The organism is Telluribacter roseus (assembly GCF_017355915.2).
GTDB lineage: Bacteria > Bacteroidota > Bacteroidia > Cytophagales > Spirosomataceae > Telluribacter.
Window position 1 is genome coordinate 726,278 of record NZ_JAFEUV020000001.1, and the last position, 18,051, is coordinate 744,328.

Annotated in this window: 10 protein-coding genes; 8 read left to right on the forward strand and 2 right to left on the reverse strand. The window is 52.3% G+C overall.

Features of this window, described 5'->3' with window-relative positions; genetic code table 11:
• Positions 1–147: 147 nt before the first annotated feature.
• Entirely contained in the window at positions 148–2,007 is a 1,860-nt protein-coding gene (locus tag JTN23_RS03100) for a TIR domain-containing protein (protein ID WP_247232308.1), read from the reverse strand.
• A 233-nt stretch (positions 2,008–2,240) separates the two neighbouring features.
• On the opposite strand from JTN23_RS03100, the gene JTN23_RS25905 reads away from it, so the two are divergent.
• From JTN23_RS25905 to JTN23_RS03130, 6 genes are all read left to right on the forward strand, one after another.
• Complete coding sequence (locus JTN23_RS25905) at positions 2,241–5,597, forward strand: UvrD-helicase domain-containing protein (protein ID WP_247232310.1); 3,357 nt, start codon at positions 2,241–2,243, stop codon at positions 5,595–5,597.
• 127 nt (positions 5,598–5,724) lie between these two features.
• Complete coding sequence (locus JTN23_RS03110) at positions 5,725–6,168, forward strand: YybH family protein (RefSeq protein ID WP_247232312.1); 444 nt, start codon at positions 5,725–5,727, stop codon at positions 6,166–6,168.
• A 236-nt stretch (positions 6,169–6,404) separates the two neighbouring features.
• On the forward strand, positions 6,405–9,617 hold the full coding sequence (locus JTN23_RS03115) for a SusC/RagA family TonB-linked outer membrane protein (RefSeq protein ID WP_247232313.1): 3,213 nt from the start codon (positions 6,405–6,407) through the stop codon (positions 9,615–9,617).
• 132 nt (positions 9,618–9,749) lie between these two features.
• Positions 9,750–11,186 (forward strand): SusD/RagB family nutrient-binding outer membrane lipoprotein, encoded by a 1,437-nt coding sequence (locus JTN23_RS03120; protein WP_247232314.1) that lies wholly within the window; start codon positions 9,750–9,752, stop codon positions 11,184–11,186.
• Positions 11,187–11,196: 10 nt separating this feature from the next.
• On the forward strand, positions 11,197–12,549 hold the full coding sequence (locus JTN23_RS03125) for a sodium:solute symporter family transporter (RefSeq protein WP_247232315.1): 1,353 nt from the start codon (positions 11,197–11,199) through the stop codon (positions 12,547–12,549).
• On the forward strand, positions 12,539–13,393 hold the full coding sequence (locus JTN23_RS03130; RefSeq protein WP_247232316.1) for a metallophosphoesterase family protein: 855 nt from the start codon (positions 12,539–12,541) through the stop codon (positions 13,391–13,393). Before JTN23_RS03125 ends, JTN23_RS03130 begins: the two co-directional genes overlap by 11 nt.
• Before the next feature lie 287 nt (positions 13,394–13,680).
• Here JTN23_RS03130 and JTN23_RS03135 read toward each other — a convergent pair whose 3' ends face one another.
• A complete protein-coding gene (locus JTN23_RS03135; protein WP_247232317.1) occupies positions 13,681–14,466 on the reverse strand; it encodes a cupin domain-containing protein in 786 nt (261 codons plus the stop codon).
• Positions 14,467–14,831: 365 nt separating this feature from the next.
• Here JTN23_RS03135 and JTN23_RS03140 point away from each other — a divergent pair, with 365 nt between their 5' ends.
• Both JTN23_RS03140 and JTN23_RS03145 read left to right on the forward strand, forming a co-directional pair.
• Positions 14,832–15,560 carry a YqjF family protein gene (locus JTN23_RS03140; protein WP_247232319.1) on the forward strand — a complete coding sequence of 243 codons (729 nt, stop codon included), beginning with the start codon at positions 14,832–14,834 and terminating at the stop codon, positions 15,558–15,560.
• Between the two features lie 220 nt (positions 15,561–15,780).
• Positions 15,781–17,880: a Tex family protein gene (locus tag JTN23_RS03145; protein WP_247232320.1), complete on the forward strand. Its 2,100-nt coding sequence runs from the start codon at positions 15,781–15,783 to the stop codon at positions 17,878–17,880.
• Positions 17,881–18,051: the final 171 nt, after the last annotated feature.

Genomic DNA, 18,051 nt, shown 5'->3' on the forward strand with positions numbered 1-18,051 from the left:
CCACATTATAAACCTTACATAAGACAAGGGGGCGTTGAAACAAGTAGCTGGGTTTTTCGATTGGGCATGGGGAGGAGTGGAGTCAAGTGAGTTTAATAAAGTTTCAAAATAGGTTGTTGATGATAAATTTTTAAAAGTAGAAATGGCTCAGTTTAATAAATCTGCTATTTCTTGTGGTGTTTTGCATTTACCATCTATATACGCCCGAGTTTCTACAATATCAGGGGTCTTAGAGCTATCTATTTTGACAATTTTAAGAAAATTAGATGTGTAATCATTTACTAGTTTTTGCTTAATTGTACTCCATTCAAAGCTAGTCCACTTTGTATTGATATAATTGCTAGAAAGAAAGACTATAACATTTTTAGCAGAGTGTTTGTAAACCTCATGTAAATAGTCTATCAAGTCTTCTCCAACTAAATTCTTTTCAAAGTCTTTGTCGTAAAAAATTCTTAATCCTTTTGCTTTAAGTTCTAAGGTTACTGCCTCAACGACGTGTCGGTCTAGCCCTGAGTATGAAATTGCATAATCATATATATATTTGATTTCCTTGAATTCGTAGTTGTTTCCGATTATATTTTTCTTGTTGTAAAAATCTAAATCAAATATTTTTAAAAAATAGCAATCTAGAATTGGGTGGGTGATATAGTATTCACTTTCCGGAAAATAATTTAGTTTATGGTAGAGGTAGTCTCCAGCCTTTTTAAAATATTGTACTTTTATCCTATTTCCATTCTTGTCGTTTTTTTGATTTATGACACCAACTAGTCCTGTATTATAGCAAATTCCTAAAAAATTTCTTTCTTCTACTGATAGTATTTTGTGATGGAATACATTCGATTGAATTTTTTTTAAAAATTTAATTAGGTACTCTTCATCAAAAGATGGGATTATTTCATTTAAGTAATTTCCAATAATTTCTTCTGATTTCTCATTTATAAAATACCTAATGTCAGTAATTCGTTCTTGTTCATCTATAGTTTTATAGTCTGGTTTGGAAATTTTTTCATAGAAAAGTCTGTTTCCTAAGTAAACTATTTCTCTTGGCCTACCAAGTGTGTGTCTTAATATAAAGTCCAAAGAACTTTCTTTTTCTTGATGTACAAAAGGATGAGGCATCTCAGAATAACCTAAAAATTTTTCGACAATATCCTTTGCTTCTCTATTAACAAGCTTCTTTTCGTCTGTTGCTATTATATTATTTATAAAAATAGTTTTGAGCTCATTTATGGAGTAGTTTAGGTTTGTAGCAAATCCTTCTAAGTTTAATGACATTCCACCTGGAATAAGCTTAAAGGCTTCACTTCTAAGGGTAGTATAAATTTTAATATGTGAGTTTAGTTGGCTTATGTCATAAATTGATTTTGCGACTCCAACGTGTATCTGGCTCCATACTTTGAGAGGTATGTCTGAATAAGTATCGTAGTCGTAAAAGTTTTTATCCACTAAAACGTCAACAGCTTGGTCAATCCCATCTATAAAAATAATTACACTGCTTTGTATTCTGCGAGATATACTTATGAGTTTTGGTAATTTGGTTGATATTGTCTTTACTAAATTTCTTCTATCACTCAATATAAAATTCAATGTACTTGAAACGCTGGAAAAGTCTTCGTTGTTGATTCCTAATTCTTCCTCTATGCTTATCCCATAGGTTTTGCAAGAGACTGACAATAAAGCGAATTTCCAAATATTTTCCCAGATGTCAGGTGTTTGAAACTTCACTATTTCTTCTTTTGAAAATTGGCTAAAAAATACAATCAAGTTTTCGGTCAGTTCTTTGCTAGGTGAAAACTTTACGTCTGTACTATGTAATTTTCTAAATAAATAGCTTTTGTAAGATAATAGAAAAGTTTTGCCAATTCCTTTTGGTCCTACCAGAAATAACTTTTTGTCTCTCTGGTTGATGGTTAGATACTGGTCAATTAGCTCATTTCTTAGTAAAATGTTTTCCACATTTTGGGAAAAATCAAAATTGCCTGATTCAAATGTCCATGGAGCAGTCATAGTTATTTCAATTTTTAGGATTCTATAATGTATTATTGTTCAGAGTACAGATTTCTTTAACTAATAGTTGCTACAAGGTTCTAGTACCTTATATTTTACCTTGTTTTTTTATTAAATTTATCTAACGGTACTTCTTTTTATCTTTTAATGAGCGAATAAAGCCTTCCCCACTTCCAAATCCCCCCGACAACCCTTAACTTTAACCCTCCGTACCATTCAACCCCAGATTCTCCGTGTTTAAGATATATAGTTCATCCGCCGGGTCGGGCAAGACCTACACCCTTACGAAGGAGTACCTCAAGCTGGCCCTGCACAGCAACAGCGATACCTATTTCCGTCAGATCCTGGCCGTTACCTTTACCAATGCCGCCGCCAACGAGATGAAGGACCGTATCCTGAGCATGCTGCGGCTGTTCGGGACAGAGGAAGGCAAGCGCCACCCCATGATGCGCGACATCGTGACGGAGCTGTACGGGGAGGCCATTCAGCAGGGCGAAGGTACTTTTGAGGAAGGCTGCGAGCTGATCGGGCTACGGGCGCAGCGGGTGTTCGTGAAGCTCCTGCACCGCTATTCCGACTTCTCGGTCATGACCATCGATAAGTTTACGCAGCGGCTGGTGAGCAGCTTTACGGATGAGCTGGGGATACCCTTTGGATTCGAGACCGAGGTGGACAGCGACCTGCTGGCTTCGGCCGTGGACCGGCTGCTGGCCCGCATCGGGCAGGAGGGGGAGGATACGCTGACGCGCATCGTCGAAACCTACTACCGTGAAAGCGCCGAGGACGGCAAGAGCTGGGGCTCGCTGCCCGCCCAGATCCGGGAAGCCGCCGGTGACCTGCTGAGCGAGAAGAGCTACCTGGCCATGCTGAAGGTACAGGACCTGACCATGGAAGACTGGGTAGCCATCCGTAACCAGCTCAAGGAGTCGATGGATAGCATCGTGAAGGATAGCTACTGTAAGGTCATTGCCCGCGAAGCCATTGCGCTGGTGCAGCAGAATGGGTTGGACATCAGTGACTTTGCCGGTGGGAAGAATGGCCTGATCGGGCACTTTAACAAATTCAAACCCGATGAGGAGGAGCCGGTAGAGTGGTGGAAGCTGGAGGCGACCGCTACCGTCTTGAAGAATCTGGAAGAGAAGAAATGGTATGGCAGCAAGGCTACCAAGACTACGCAGGCCAAGATAGATGAGCTGAGACATAAACTGGAAGAGCTGTACGAGTGCATACAGGCGCACCAGGTGAAGCACCGCGAGCGGTACTTCCTGTTTAAGCAATTAGAAAAGCACCTCTACAACCTGTCGCTGCTGGGCGAGATCCGGAAGGAGTTTGACTCGCTGCTCCGGCAAAACAACCAGGTCCATATTTCAGAATTTAACCGCCGCGTGCTCGAGATCGTCGCGCGCGAGCCGGTACCTTTTATATTCGAAAGGCTGGGGGAGAAGTACAACCACATCCTGGTGGATGAGTTTCAGGATACCTCCAAGCTGCAGTTTGCTAACCTGCTGCCCCTCATTGACAACGCCCTGGCCTCGGGCTACATGAATCTGGTGGTGGGCGACGCCAAGCAATCTATCTACCGCTTCCGCGGGGGCGATATGGACCTGATCCTGCACCTGTCGCAAAACCAGGCCATGGAGCTGGCCTCCCTACTGGGTGATAATCCTTTTGCCCACGAGCGGCTCCTGGGCATTGACCGCTTCCTGCACAAAAGCTCCCTGCGCGAAAACCGCCGGAGCTACCGCGAAGTCACGGAGTTTAACAACGCGTTCTTTGGCTACCTGTCGCAGACGCTGGGACAGAGCGAGCCCATGGTGAGCGCGGTATTTGACGAAGAATTTAAGCAACGGATACTACCCGAAGTAAAGAGCGGCGGGCACGTGCAGGTGGAGTTTGTGACGATGAAGGACGAGGACGATGCCTCGGCCGAAGGTGGTCAGGTGCAGGACGCCATGGTAAGCCGTACACTGGCCCTGATCGCGGAGCTGCGGGAGCAGGGCTACCACTGGCGCGACATCGCCATCCTGTGCCGCAAGAAGAAAGAAGCCGCCAACCTGGCGAGCGCCCTGAAGGAGCGGGGCTATCCGCTCATCTCCGAAGACTCGCTGTCACTGGCCTTTGCGCGTCCGGTCAACCTGCTGGTGGCCTTCATGCAGGTACTGCATACGCCCGACAACCGCCTGGCGCGTTACGAAGCGGCCTACCTGTTTCACCGCGTCATCGCCAGTGAGGTACCTTCGGCAGAGCAGCACGAGCTGATCCGCAGCATGTGCTCTGAGAAGGGACTGGCCTCCTTCCTAGACTACTTCGGTAAGCAGGGGGTGGAGCTGAATGCTTTTCGGCTGCGCCAGCTGAGCGTATACGAACTGTGCGAACAACTGATCACGGCTTTCCGCCTGTTCGAAACCCAGACCGACTCGGAGTACCTGTTCCGCTTCCTGGATGTGGTGCTGGAATTTGGTACCCGCCGCAGCAACCACCTGGCCGACTTCCTGAACTACTGGGAGGGCGCCAAAAATAAACTTTCTATTACCATACCGGCCAATGCCGACGCCCTGCGCATTACCACCATCCACCGCTCCAAGGGGCTGGAATACCCGGTGGTGATCATCCCCTACACCAACTGGAGCTACCGGTCGAACCCGTTCCTGGACCGCCTGTGGGTAGACCTGGACCGGCTGGATCACCAGGAACTCATGCTGACTCCAGTGGGTGAAGCAGAGAATCAGATACCCAAGCGACTGCTGAGCTCGGTGGTGTCGGTGGTGAGCGATCTTGAGAAAACGCCACTAAAAAAGCAGTACAAGGAAGAAGGTACCCGTACGCTGCTCGAAAACCTGAACCTGCTGTACGTGGCCTTTACGCGGCCGGTGCAGCGCATGTACATCCTGGCCCAGTACGATACCAACTGGGACAAGGGCAAGACCTCCGATCGGGTCAGCTCCTGGCTGTACAACTACCTCAATCGCCCCGATGCCGAGCCGGGCTGGCAGGAAGGGCAGTCGGTGTACGTGCTGTCGGAGGGAGCGGGCGAGTGCCGCCACGCCCACGGCAGCCAGAGCGCCATACCGCACCGCCTGGGCCACATCATCAGCACCGACCGTACCAAGTCGCTGCGCCTGCGCCGCCTGGCCGACCGGATATTTGATACCGAAACCTTTGAGAAAAAGAACGACTGGCTGCAGAAACTGAAACATGCCCTGTCGTACCTGCAGACGCCCGACGAACTCCCCGCGGTACTGCGTAAGCTAACTACGGAGGGAATCATAGAGTCGGTAGATGCCGAGTACCTGCGCCGCTCCCTGCAGGAAGTACTGGATATGGATCAACTGCGCGAGTGCTTTGACAGGGAGGCTACGGTACTGATGCGCCGCGAACTACTCCTGCCGGGTGGCCGCATGCTCTGCGCCGACCGCGCCGTCACGCTGCCCGACGGTACCTGCGTACTCGCCAACTTTGTGGCTGGTGCCGGCAATACCGATGCCCGCCGTCAGATGCGCAAGCTGGTACAGGCCTACCAGGACATGGGGCAGGCCCAGGTGAAGGGGGTAGTGGTGACGCTGGAAAATAAAGAGGTAGAGTGGGTGTAGGTACATCCATGAAAATAACTGATGTCATTGCCCGGAGGGCTATGGATAGCTATCACTCGTCGGAGCCGAGCGATGGCTATCCATAGCCTTTATGTTTACCAGTCTGAATCCTTAACCCTACTAGCCCATGAAAGCTATGTACCTTCTGATCGTCCTAAGTAGTATGCTGTGCTTTGAGCTGTATGCGCAGGGGCCTAAGCAGGACCAGGCCATCCGTACCCTGGTCGATAGCTACTCGCTGGCTCGTGAGAAGCAGGATACGGTACTGCTGAAAACGATTCTGACGGAGGATATAGATCAGCTGGTTTCGTCGGGTGAATGGAGGGAGGGCATCAAAGGGGCGACAGCGGGCATGATTCAGAGCTCCACCACCAACCCCGGCACCCGTACGTTGCGGGTGGAGAAAATCCGGTACCTGACTCCCCAAAGTGCCGTAGCCGATGCCCGCTATACCATCCAGAATCCGGATGGTACGGTACGGCAGATGTGGAGTACCTTCATCGTGGTGGCCCAGCGGGGAAAGTGGAAGATCGCCGCCATCCGTAATATGCAACCCAGTGGACAGAGGTAGTACAGTCACTTAGCTCAGTGTTTCTCTGGAGTTGATACTTCCCGGCCTCTTGACTTTCTGCTCACAGCTATTTGAGAAACTGGGAGGTGGAGTTGGTATAGGTGCAAGAGGTGACTAAACCAAAAGGGTAGTCAAATAGTAGTAGGGCAGGGTGCGCATACATCCAAAGATCCGGAAGCGGCGTAAGTCTGTCAAATTCCAAAATAACCCCACTTTTCACTTTGCCTTACTACTACATGAGAAAACTGCTACTTGCTGTTGTCCTGACGGTTTTGTACTTCCCCCTGTGGGCCCAGCAGCTAACCGGTCAGGTCCGGGACCAGGCTACTGACCAGCCACTGGCGGGAGTAAGCGTTCAGGTCAGAAGTACCCAGTCGGGTACCCTTACCGATGCCAACGGAAATTTCAGCCTGTCTAATCTGAGTCCGAACAGCGTCCTGGTGTTTTCGTTCATTGGCTACCGCAGTCAGGAATTCTCCTACACCGGACAATCCTCCCTGACGGTAACCCTCCAGGAGGGGGTATCGCTCAACGAGGTAGTCGTAACGGCACTGGGTCTGGAGCGTAGTTCCCGGAGCCTGGGTTACGCGATACAGAAGGTGGAGGGGCGACAGATCAACGATGTAAAGGCTCCTAACTTCCTGGACAATCTGGCGGGCAAGGTAGCGGGCGTCACCATCACCGGGGGCTCCACGGGCGTAGGCTCTTCCTCACGCATCACCATCCGGGGCGAGTCTTCCTTTACCAACAATAATCCACTCTTTGTCGTAGATGGCATTCCTATCAATAACTCCACCATCGTCAACGTGGTGAACGACGACGCCAACGGATTTCAGGAAATAGATTTCGGCAACGGAGCCATGGAGATTAATCCGGATGATATAGCCTCGGTGTCGGTGCTGAAAGGTCCCGGTGCGGCCGCTCTCTACGGAACGCGGGCCTCCAACGGGGTGATCCTGATCAATACCAAAGACGGCTCCCGTACGGAGGGATTGGGGATTAGTTTTAACAGTACCTTTTTTGCCGAACGCCCCTTTCAGCTGCCCCGCTTTCAGAACCTCTATGGGCAGGGCAACAGCGGGGCCTTCAGCTATGTCAATGGGCTGGGGGGAGGAATCAACGATAATATCTCGTACAGCTACGGACCCCGCATGGACCAGGGTACGCTCATTCCCCAGTACGACAGTCCGGTACAGCTACCCGATGGGCGCACGGTACGTGGCGGCGACATCTATGTACACGGAGGCTTGCCCATAACTCCCACGCCCTTTGTATCACATCCCGACAACCTGAAGAACTTCTACGAAACCGGCTACACGGCCATCAATAACCTGGCCATTGCGGGAGGCTACACCAGGGGGAACTACCGCCTTTCGTACACGGACCTGAACAGCGAGTCGACCATACCGGGGGTAAATCTCAAGCGGAAGACCATGGCGGCGCGGCTCCTGTTTGAGCCGGTAAAGCGCATCCGGGTGAGCTCTTCCATCAACTACATCAACTCCAACAGCGACAACCGGCCCGCTACCAAGTACGGCTCCGAAAATATCAACTACGCCATGAGCGCGTGGCTGGGCCGCCAGACCGACGTTAACCCCATGAAGCAGTACTGGCAGCCGGGGCTCGAAGGGGTACAGCATTACTCCTACAACTATACCTACTTTGATAATCCGTACTTTACCCTCTACGAAAACCGCAACTCATTCAACCGTGACCGGCTGATTGGTAACATAGCCGTAACGGCCGACCTGGCGGATCATTTGCAACTGATGGTGCGCAGCGGAATGGACTACTCCACGGAGGCGCGGCAGTTTAGGAGGGCGTACAGCAGCAACCGGTTCAAGAATGGCGCCTACGCCGAAAACTCTCTGTTCTTCCGGGAGGTCAATACCGATTTCCTGCTGAACTACACCCGGAGCTTTGGCAACCTGACGCTGGATGTATCTGCCGGAGGAAACCGCATGGATCAGCGGGCCCACTTTGACCAGTACCAGGCCCTGTCGCTGGCGCAGCCGGGGGTATTCAAGCTGAACAACGCCGCCTCGCCGGTGGAGGTGTACCAGCAGGAGGCTACCAAGCGCATCAACAGCCTCTACGGCATAGCCAAGCTGGGGTTTAAGGATGTCCTCTTTGTTGATATTACCGGCCGTAACGACTGGTCCAGTGCGCTGGCTACGCCTACTTCTACGGCCAATACATCCTTCTTTTATCCATCCCTGTCGGCCAGCTGGGTCCTTTCCAACCAGTTTAGTTTGCCGTACGTACTATCATTCGCCAAGATCAGAGGGAGTATCGCCAATGTGGGTAACGACACCAGTCCTTACCAGACCACCGGGGTATTCAATGCCCGTACGCCGGTATTTTCGCAGCCTACTTTCAGCGATCAGAACACCATTGCCAATGCCAACCTGAAACCCGAGTCTACTACGTCGGTGGAGGTAGGTGCCGACCTTCGCCTGTTCGACGACCGGCTGAGCTTTGATGTGACCTACTACGACGCGCTCACCAGCAATCAGATTCTGTCGCTGCCCATTGCGATATCTACGGGCTACGGTGAGCGGGTCATCAACGGCGGAGCGGTACGGGCACGGGGCGTAGAGGCCGTGGTCAACTATGCACCCATACGGACGCAGGAGGTGAAATGGAACATCAGCCTGAACTTCACCCGCAACCGCAGTACTGTAGTGTCGCTGCCCGACGAAGCCGGTACGCTCACCCTGGGCTACAACCGGGTCTATGACAACGTCAACCAGACGGTATGGTACCAGGTACGCGAAGGTGATCGGGTGGGAGATATGTGGGGAACAGGCTACCTGCGCAACCCGCAGGGCGAATTTGTCGTAGGAGCCAACGGGCAGTACATCGTGGATAATACCCTCAAAAAGCTGGGCAACTACAATCCTGATTTTATGATAGGGCTTTACAACCAGCTCAGCGTGAAGAACTGGAACCTGGGCTTCCTGCTCGACTGGCGGCAGGGCGGTATACTGGTATCACGTACCCTGTCCCTGGCGGCTGTAGCCGGGCAACTGATCGAAACGGCCGACCGGCCCGAAGCAGGCATCGTAGCGCCGGGCGTGGTGAATACGGGTACCGCCGAGAACCCCAGCTACCAGCCCAATACCAGAGCCATCCCGGCCGAGACCTTCTACCGCATGTACTACGACCGCAACCACGAAGAGAACAACACCTATAATGCCTCCTACGTCAAGCTGCGGGAAATGAGCATAGGCTATACCCTGCCCGAAACGGCCGGACTGTTGCGGAAGCTACGCATGCAGCGGCTGACGGTGGCGCTAGTAGGGCGTAACCTGCTGGCCTTATCACATATCCCCCACTTTGACCCGGAGCAGACTTCCTTTCAGGGGCAGCAACTGCAAAGTGGGGTAGAGGATATGACCTATCCGACCAGCCGGAATGTGGGGGTGAAGCTGAGTGTGAATTTTTAAGAAATTAACCACAGAGTTAAAAGAGGTAAGGCATAGAGTAATAAGAGTTTAAACTTACTCTATGAAACTCTGTGAAAATACTCATTTCACTCTGTGCCGGGCTGCCGGTGCAGTAAAATAACATATCAAACGATGCGGAAATTAATTCTAATAGTACTAGTTGGCCTGTTTCAAAGCTGCACGGATGGCTTTAAGGAAATTAATACCAACCCCAATGCACCCGTAGACGTGCAGCCGTCGCTGCTGTTCCGGAAGGTCTTGTTTGACTACGGAGAGCAGATGTCGTACGAGGCCTTTGTGGCGGGTAACCTGCTGGGGCAGTACTTCACGGCCATTGACTTCAACCTCTTTGACCGGCACAGCCTGACCGAGCCGCAGTACGGAGGCAATCCGTGGCCTTTTATCTATACCAACCTGCGCGACAATGAGATACTTCTGCAGAAGTCGCGTACCAATCCGGCCTTTGCGGTATACGAGGGCCCGGCACTGATCATGAAGGCATACATGGCGGCCGCCCTGACGGATCTGTACGGTGATGTACCGTATAGTGAAGCCCTTCAGGGCAAAGCCGGGGTAATCGCCCCCGCCTATGATACTCAGGAGGCCATCTATACCGGTCCCAACGGGGTACTGGATAATCTGGAAAAAGGAATTGCCTCCATCCGCAACTACAAAGGAGCTACGCCCCTGCAGGGTGATATACTCTACAACGGTAATCTGTCGAAGTGGGTACTATTTGCCAATTCGTTAAAGATCAGGTACCTGGTGCGCATATCGGGTAAGGTTGACGTAAAAGCGCAACTGCAGAAGGTGGTAGAGGAAGGAGCCTACATCAAATCAAATGCGGATAACGCGGTGTTCCGGTTTACCGCCAGCCAGCCCAATAACTTCCGGATGGCTACGGCTCGAGTGGGGGACTATAATCTTTTCATTATGTCCAAAACCATCGAGGAGGTACTTACTACATTACAGGATCCGCGGGTGAGGGTGTACTTCCGGCCTTCGGCCTCCAACCCGGCCGTATACCAGGGCTTGCTGAATGGTCCTGATGCCTCCAAGCTTTCCATCACGGTAGCTAACTACTCACTGACCGGATCTATTTTTAGAGAGAATTCCGACAGGCTACACGCCAACTACATGACGGCCGCGGAAACAAGCTTCCTGCTCGCCGAAGCGGCAGAGCGGGGTTGGATCGCAGGCGTGGCCAAGGACTGGTACGAGAGGGGAATTACTCAGGCTTTTGAGTACTGGCAGACCCCGCTGCCAGCCAACTACCTGACGAGCGAACGGGTAGCCTACGGTATGAACGGACAAAGCTCTTTGGAACAGATCCTGACCCAGAAGTGGCTGGCCAACCTGAACAACGGGTACGAGGGCTGGATCGAGTACCGCCGCACCGGATTTCCCCGGTTGAAAACCATATCCGCCAGCCTGAACAATGGCCTGATACCGATACGTATGCCGTACCCAAACAGTGAAAGTGCTCTGAACGGAGAGCAATTTAAAAAAGCCGCCGACCGCACCCAGAGCAATAGTGTCAATGTGCCGGTATGGTGGGACGTAAACTAACCCTTCGCGAATGACGATTACCGTTTTACAGTGGGTACTGGTGGTGGCTTCCAGCGTAGGATTGTACCTGATATCGCCCCTGTCCCGCACTGCCGCCGAATTTTTTAAGGGTACTCATAAAGAGCGCTCTCCCAATGTGGTGCTGCTGACCAGTAGTCTGGTCATATCCTGGCTATTTGCCAAGTCGATCACCAACGCGGCCAATCTGGGGCAGAGCTTCGGACTGGTAGGGGGAGTGGCCTATGCGGGGTACTACGTATCCTTTATCGTAGCTGGCCTGGTACTGGTGTCGTTACGGGTCCGGGGAGGCTATCGCAGCATACACCACTTTCTGGAAACGAAGTTTGGCCGGGGCGCGGTGGTGGTGTTTACCTTCCTGATCCTGATCCGGCTCTACAACGAGGTGTGGTCCAATACCATCGTTATAGGGTCGTACTTCGGCGACACGGGTACTACTGAGTACTACGCGGCCATACTGGTATTTACACTACTCACTCTGGCGTATACCCTCAAAGGTGGGATGAGCAGCTCCATCATGACGGATGTGATCCAGATGGCGCTCTTTGTCGTGCTGCTGGGTATTATCCTGGGCTTTATACTACCGGAGCAGGGAAGCATTCAGCCTTTCCTGAGTAGTGGTAGCTGGAAGCTGGGGCAGGGGCTTGACCTGCTGCTGGTGGCCCTCATCCAGTGTTTCAGCTACCCGTTTCACGATCCGGTACTCACCGACCGGGGCTTTATCTCCGATACGGGTACTACGCTGAAGTCTTACTTCGCGGCCGCGTTGGTAGGAGCCTTGTGCATCATCTTTTTCAGCTTCGTAGGCATTTTTACCCGTCTGTCTGAGTTGGAAGGAGAGGCTCCGGTGGCGGCGGCCCGGTACTTTGGGGCTCCCATGCTCCTGCTCATGAACCTGATCATGGTCACATCGGCCTCTTCTACACTGGACTCCGCCCTGGCTTCTTTTTCCAAGCTGGTCAGTATTGATCTGAGTAAAGCGGACACCCCCAAGGTATCCACCGGTCGTATCGCTATGGTGGGGCTGACCGTGCTGGGTACCATACCGGTTTTCTTCAATCCGGCCATTCTTTCGGCTACTACCATCAGTGGTACCGTGGTACTGGGGCTGGCACCCGTATTCCTGTTCTGGAACCGTCGGGTACCCCGCTCTGCTTTCTACCTCTCGGTGGTGGGAGGACTGCTGATCGGAGGAGGGCTTTCCTTTTATCCTTTACCCGATTCACTGCTTTTTACTGAGGGGAAGTACGCCCAGTTGTTAAGTGTCAATATCATTACCAGCGGGTACTGTTTTCTGGTGTACCTGGGGAGTACTATGTTTGTAAAAAAAGCTCATGAACACTAGCTCTGATATACTGGACCTGGGCGACCTGAAAGGGAGGCTGCTGGTTTTCGGCGGGCCGTATTCCAATCTTCAGGCGCTGGAAGAACTGAAACGTATTGCGGAAGAGCAGGGGATTCCACCCCGGAATATCATCTGTACGGGTGACATTATCGGGTACTGTGCCCAGCCCGAAGAGGCAGTTCAACTGGTAAAGGGGTGGGGCATTCACTCTATTCAGGGCAATGTGGAGCAGAATATTATTGCGGGCGAAGACGACTGCGGCTGTAACTTTACGGAAGGCAGCCGCTGTGACCTGTTTTCCCGTACCTGGTTTCCTTATGCGGTTCGCTCGGTATCCGACGTCTCGAGTGAGTGGCTCTCGACGCTACCCCTTCACCTGACCTTTCGCTACGCCGGAAAGTCCGTAGCTGTAGTACACGGCTCAGCCCAACATATCTCCCAGTTTGTTTTTAAATCCACTCCCTGGTCGGTGAAGGAGGAAACCTTCCGGGCCACCGGTACTGACGTGATCCTGGCCGGACATGCCGGACTACCCTTTGTGGATGTACAGGAGAATAAGTACTGGCTCAATGCCGGGGTGATCGGAATGCCTGCTAACGATGGTACGCCGCGCGTATGGTACCTGCTGCTGGACGATACGGATAGCCAATTTACCTATTCCTTTGAAGCCTTCACCTACGATAACCAATCCGCCCACCAACGTATGTTGGGAAATCAGTTACCGTCTACCTACGCCGAAACGTTAATCACGGGTATCTGGGACAACTGCGAGATCCTGCCGGAGGTGGAGAAGAGGTTGCAGGGCCTTGCGATTGAGCTGGAGAGTCTGGTGGGGAAATCTTAATTCTGAATTAGGAGTGTACGAAGGAGGTTGAGTCTAGTCCCAGAGACGGACAACCCCAGCGACGGACGGCCACTACCGGGCGGAAGCTCAGTAGAAATGGTTTGGTAAAGCAGGTACAAGCCCCGGCAGGGGTGACACCTGACTTTATAGGTGCCGCCCCTATGGGGCTAATAACACTCATAATTGTTATTCTTCTACTAAGGTGTAGCCCCTCTGGGGCTGTTTTTGTATATATTGATTCTTTTGTACACTAGTGATTCAGAATTCCTAACTCAGCATTCCCAGCACTATTCAAACTGAAAAGCAAAGTAGGTACAGGGCTCCTTTCCGGTATTACGAATGGCGTGGGGTACATTGGACTGCAGGAAGATAATGTCTCCTACACCGGCGGGTATCCACTTTCCATCGATGCTCTCTTCGGCCTGGCCTTCGATCAATAGCAGAATTTCGGCGGCCCGGTGAGTATGGGGCGGATGGCTCATCAGTCCTTCATTGAGCGTGGTAATGTGCATCTCAAACCGCGCCGAGTGTGCCGTAGCCCGGTCAAATACATCGCGGCGCCCGCCCTTGTCGTGCGTCCGGTAGTCCAGCTCCTTCCAGTGTTTTACAAATGATCCCCCGGCCCTGGTGCCGCGGTCTAATTGGGGAGTGGGCGCTTCGTACCGCATGATGTAGTAGGTAACGGGTCCCGTACTCCGGTTCTCAAAGCCGTGCCGGTCGCCGGGCATGAACAGGGCTATGCTGCCGGCTTCAAGCAATTCTGTCTTTCCATTATAGGTAGCAGTAAGCTGACCTTCTTTCACGATGACGAGTTCCTCGTCGGGGTGTGCGTGTGCATCATGGGGAGCCTGGCCGGCTTCCACGGTGGTAGCGTGGATTTTCAGGTGGGTAAAGTGCGGCGTGGCTCCTTCCAGTAGCACCCGTTGTTCGGAACCTGCTTTTCTGAAAATCGATACCCCATCCCAGCGGTAGACAGCCGATGGAATTTGGTCGTGCTGGGCACTCGCCGAGAAGGCAAGTAGCATGAGGGGGAGCAGGAGTAACTTTGAGCCGGATGGAGCGCTTAGTGTCATGGAAGGCAGTTTTATCAGTATCCTACAAAGAGACTACGCACTATGGACCTACTTACTTTAGGGGCTGATTCGTGATCTAATCTTACTTTTAAGTACCTGTGCCTTATTGTTTGACCTATATGACTTGCCTGTTTAATAGCTCGTAAAACAGGCCGGTTATTCAACTTCCAAAGTCCCTCAAGGGTATTTTCTTAAAATAACAGCCCGCTGCTGTCCCGGGCGCTGTGGTATCTGGTCAGGGTACTTCTACTATTTATAAGGTAGGTGAAATGTAAGCAGCCGGAAGCGCCGGGACTGTATTTCTATTCCTGTGGTATTATTTTTAAGTGGTAAGCTACATGGACTTCAATTAAATAAATATAGATATGGGAGAGGATAAAAATATGGTCGTCATTTCGGCACGCTGGGATTACCTGCTGTTCCTTAACTACGAGGTCGACCCCACGATCCTGCTGCCGTACCTCCCCCGGGACACCCAGATCGAAACCTGGCAGGGCAAAACACTGGTGAGTGTGGTGGGCTTCCTGTTTGATAATATCAAAGTACTGGGTATCAAGTGGCCCCTGCACGTCAACTTTGAGGAGATCAACCTCCGCTTCTATGTCCGGTACTTCGACGGCAGGCAGTGGAAACGCGGCGTGGTATTTATCTCCCAGATCGTACCCCGACCTACGGTACCCCTGGTAGCCAACACGCTTCTGCACGAAAACTACACCTACATGCCCGTCCGCCACGCTATCATTGAAGATACCGACTCGCTGGGCGTCAACTACGAGTGGGAGTCCGACGCGGGCTGGAACCGGATGGCGGTGCAGGCGGATCGGGCGGCACAGGATATCACACCCGGCAGCGAAGAAGAATTTATCCTGATCAACTACTGGGGCTACAACAAGTACACCGACCGCACGACCGTGGAGTACGAAGTGGAGCATCCGTACTGGAAGGTGTACCCCATCCGGCAGTGGGAGTTCAACTGTAAGGTAGCGGATGTATACGGAAAAGAATTTGAGCCCTATCTGCTGAAGTCGCCCCACTCGGTGATGCTGGCGCGGGGCTCCGATATCATCATGCGGAGGCCTTCTCCGATAAATTAATCCGCTTCAATTCTTTGACGCCCTGTTGGTAGCGCTCAGGTACCTGCTACGGTACTTGTTCGGTACCGTTTCTCTCCCTTTTTTTGTAGCCCATAAATAGAAAGGCGGGCAGGCGACGCTCTCTTACTACTTCTGCTTATAGCTACTCCTGCCAGGAGTCAGTAAAGTGGATGCAGAGGGAGCTAACACCTAACAACCTAATCCCTAAAAGCTACCAGAAATGAATTACCCTCTTATAGCCACCCAGACGGGCGTTTCGGAACGCCAGGTACGTAATACCATACAACTACTGGACGAAGGAGCTACGGTTCCCTTTATCTCCCGTTACCGCAAGGAAGCCACCGGCGGACTGGACGAAGTACAGATCGGCGCCATTAAAGACGCCTACCAAAAGCAGCAGGAGGTAGAGAAACGCCGCGAAGCCATCCTGAAAAGCATCGACGAACAAGGCAAACTGACCTCTCAACTACGCAAGCAGATCGAGAGTGTATTTACCCTGATTGAATTGGAAGACCTTTACCTGCCCTACAAGCAAAAGCGCAAGACGCGGGCTACCATGGCCATAGAGAGGGGGCTGGAACCCCTGGCGCAGGCGCTGTTTGGCGGTAAAGAAGCCGATGCGGAGCGCAGGGCGGCGGCCTTTCTTAACGATCAGGTAGCTAACGTGGAGGAGGCCCTGCAGGGCGCCCGCGACATCATGGCCGAGTGGATCAGTGAGAATACCGACGCCCGTAACAAGGTACGCACTACCTTCGAGCGCGGAGCCATCGTGACCTCCAGAGTCAAGAAGAAAAAGGAGGAGGAAGGAGCCAAGTACCGCGACTACTTCGATTTCTCAGAGCAGCTCTCCAAGATACCATCGCACCGTCTGCTGGCCATCCGTCGCGGCGAAGAGGAGGGAATCCTGAGCGTGGATATCTCGCCCGACGAGGACCAGGCCATCTCGCACCTCAACCGCCAGTTTGTGCGGGGGCTGTCGGGGAGTCAGGGGCAGATCGAGCTGGCCGTAAAGGATAGCTACAAACGCCTGCTGAAGCCCAGCATAGAGACAGAGTTTGCCAAGCTTTCCAAAGAGAAGGCTGATCAATATGCCATCCAGATATTTACCGATAACCTCCGTCAGCTCCTGCTGGCGTCGCCCCTGGGGCAAAAGCGGGTGCTGGCCATCGACCCCGGCTACCGTACCGGCTGTAAAGTGGTGGTACTGGACGAGCGGGGCTCGCTGGTGACCGATACGGTTATTTATCCTTTTGACAAACCCGCCGAGGCGCAGAATACCCTGCGTTCGCTGACCGAAAAGCATCAAATCGAAGCTTTTGCGGTAGGTAACGGTACGGCCGGTCGCGAAACCGAAGACTTCCTTAAGAAGGTATTTCCTGATGGTACCATCTTCATGGTTAGTGAGCAGGGGGCTTCTATCTACTCAGCTTCGGATGTAGCCCGGGAGGAGTTCCCGCAGAAGGACGTAACCGTGCGGGGGGCGGTATCCATTGGCCGCCGGCTCATGGACCCGCTGGCCGAGCTGGTAAAGATTGACCCCAAATCCATCGGGGTGGGGCAGTACCAGCACGACGTAGACCAGGGGGATCTGAAAGGAGCCCTGGATACGGTGGTGGAAAGTTGCGTAAACCAGGTAGGGGTAAATCTCAATACTGCCAGCAAGCACCTGCTTCGCTATGTATCGGGGCTGGGGCCGGCCCTGGCTCAGAACATCGTGGATTACCGCGCAGCCAATGGCAACTTCAAGACGCGGCAGCAGCTCCTGAAAGTACCTCGCCTGGGCGCTAAAGCCTTCGAACAGAGTGCCGGATTCCTCCGGATTGATAATCCCAAGAACCCACTTGACAATAGCGCGGTACACCCCGAGCGGTACGAGATTGTGGAGCAGATGGCGCGTGACCTCGGAGCTACCGTAGCCGACCTGATGCAGAAGCCCGAGCTACGCAGGCAGATAGATCTGAAGCGTTACGTGAGCGCTTCGGTAGGGTTGCCTACCCTGCAGGACATCCTGAAAGAGCTGGAAAAGCCCTCGCGTGACCCGCGCCCGCCCATGCAGCAGTTTGAGTTTGACAAGAGTGTACGGAAGGTGGAGGACCTGCGCGAGGGGATGGTACTGCCGGGCATCGTCACCAACATCACGGCCTTCGGGGCCTTTGTGGATGTGGGCGTAAAGCAGGACGGACTGGTGCACGTATCGCAGATGGCCAACCGCTTCATCAAAGACCCTAATGAGGTGGTAAAGCTACAGCAGGCCGTCACGGTGAAGGTGGTGGAGGTAGATATTGCCCGCAAGCGCATAGCGCTGAGCATGAAAATATAGGCAGGGTGAGAATCGGTAAAAGCGGAAGGAGCGGTCTCCTTCCGCTTTTTTTGTTTGGGGTGTCTTGTCCTGAAATAGCGATACAAAAAAGTATTGTTATGAAAGCAGAGAAGAAGTATGTCAAGCGGAGTCAGAAGGATTACACTACGAGCTTCAAGCTTGCGGTAGTCC

Coding starts and splice junctions, on each gene's coding strand:
- JTN23_RS03115 (WP_247232313.1), top strand. CDS start 6,405: ATGAGAAAACTGCTACTTGCTGTTGTCCTGACGGTTTTGTACTTCCCC.
- JTN23_RS03135 (WP_247232317.1), bottom strand. CDS start 14,466: ATGACACTAAGCGCTCCATCCGGCTCAAAGTTACTCCTGCTCCCCCTC.
- JTN23_RS03125 (WP_247232315.1), top strand. CDS start 11,197: ATGACGATTACCGTTTTACAGTGGGTACTGGTGGTGGCTTCCAGCGTA.
- JTN23_RS03110 (WP_247232312.1), top strand. CDS start 5,725: ATGAAAGCTATGTACCTTCTGATCGTCCTAAGTAGTATGCTGTGCTTT.
- JTN23_RS03145 (WP_247232320.1), top strand. CDS start 15,781: ATGAATTACCCTCTTATAGCCACCCAGACGGGCGTTTCGGAACGCCAG.
- JTN23_RS03120 (WP_247232314.1), top strand. CDS start 9,750: ATGCGGAAATTAATTCTAATAGTACTAGTTGGCCTGTTTCAAAGCTGC.
- JTN23_RS03100 (WP_247232308.1), bottom strand. CDS start 2,007: ATGACTGCTCCATGGACATTTGAATCAGGCAATTTTGATTTTTCCCAA.
- JTN23_RS03130 (WP_247232316.1), top strand. CDS start 12,539: ATGAACACTAGCTCTGATATACTGGACCTGGGCGACCTGAAAGGGAGG.
- JTN23_RS03140 (WP_247232319.1), top strand. CDS start 14,832: ATGGGAGAGGATAAAAATATGGTCGTCATTTCGGCACGCTGGGATTAC.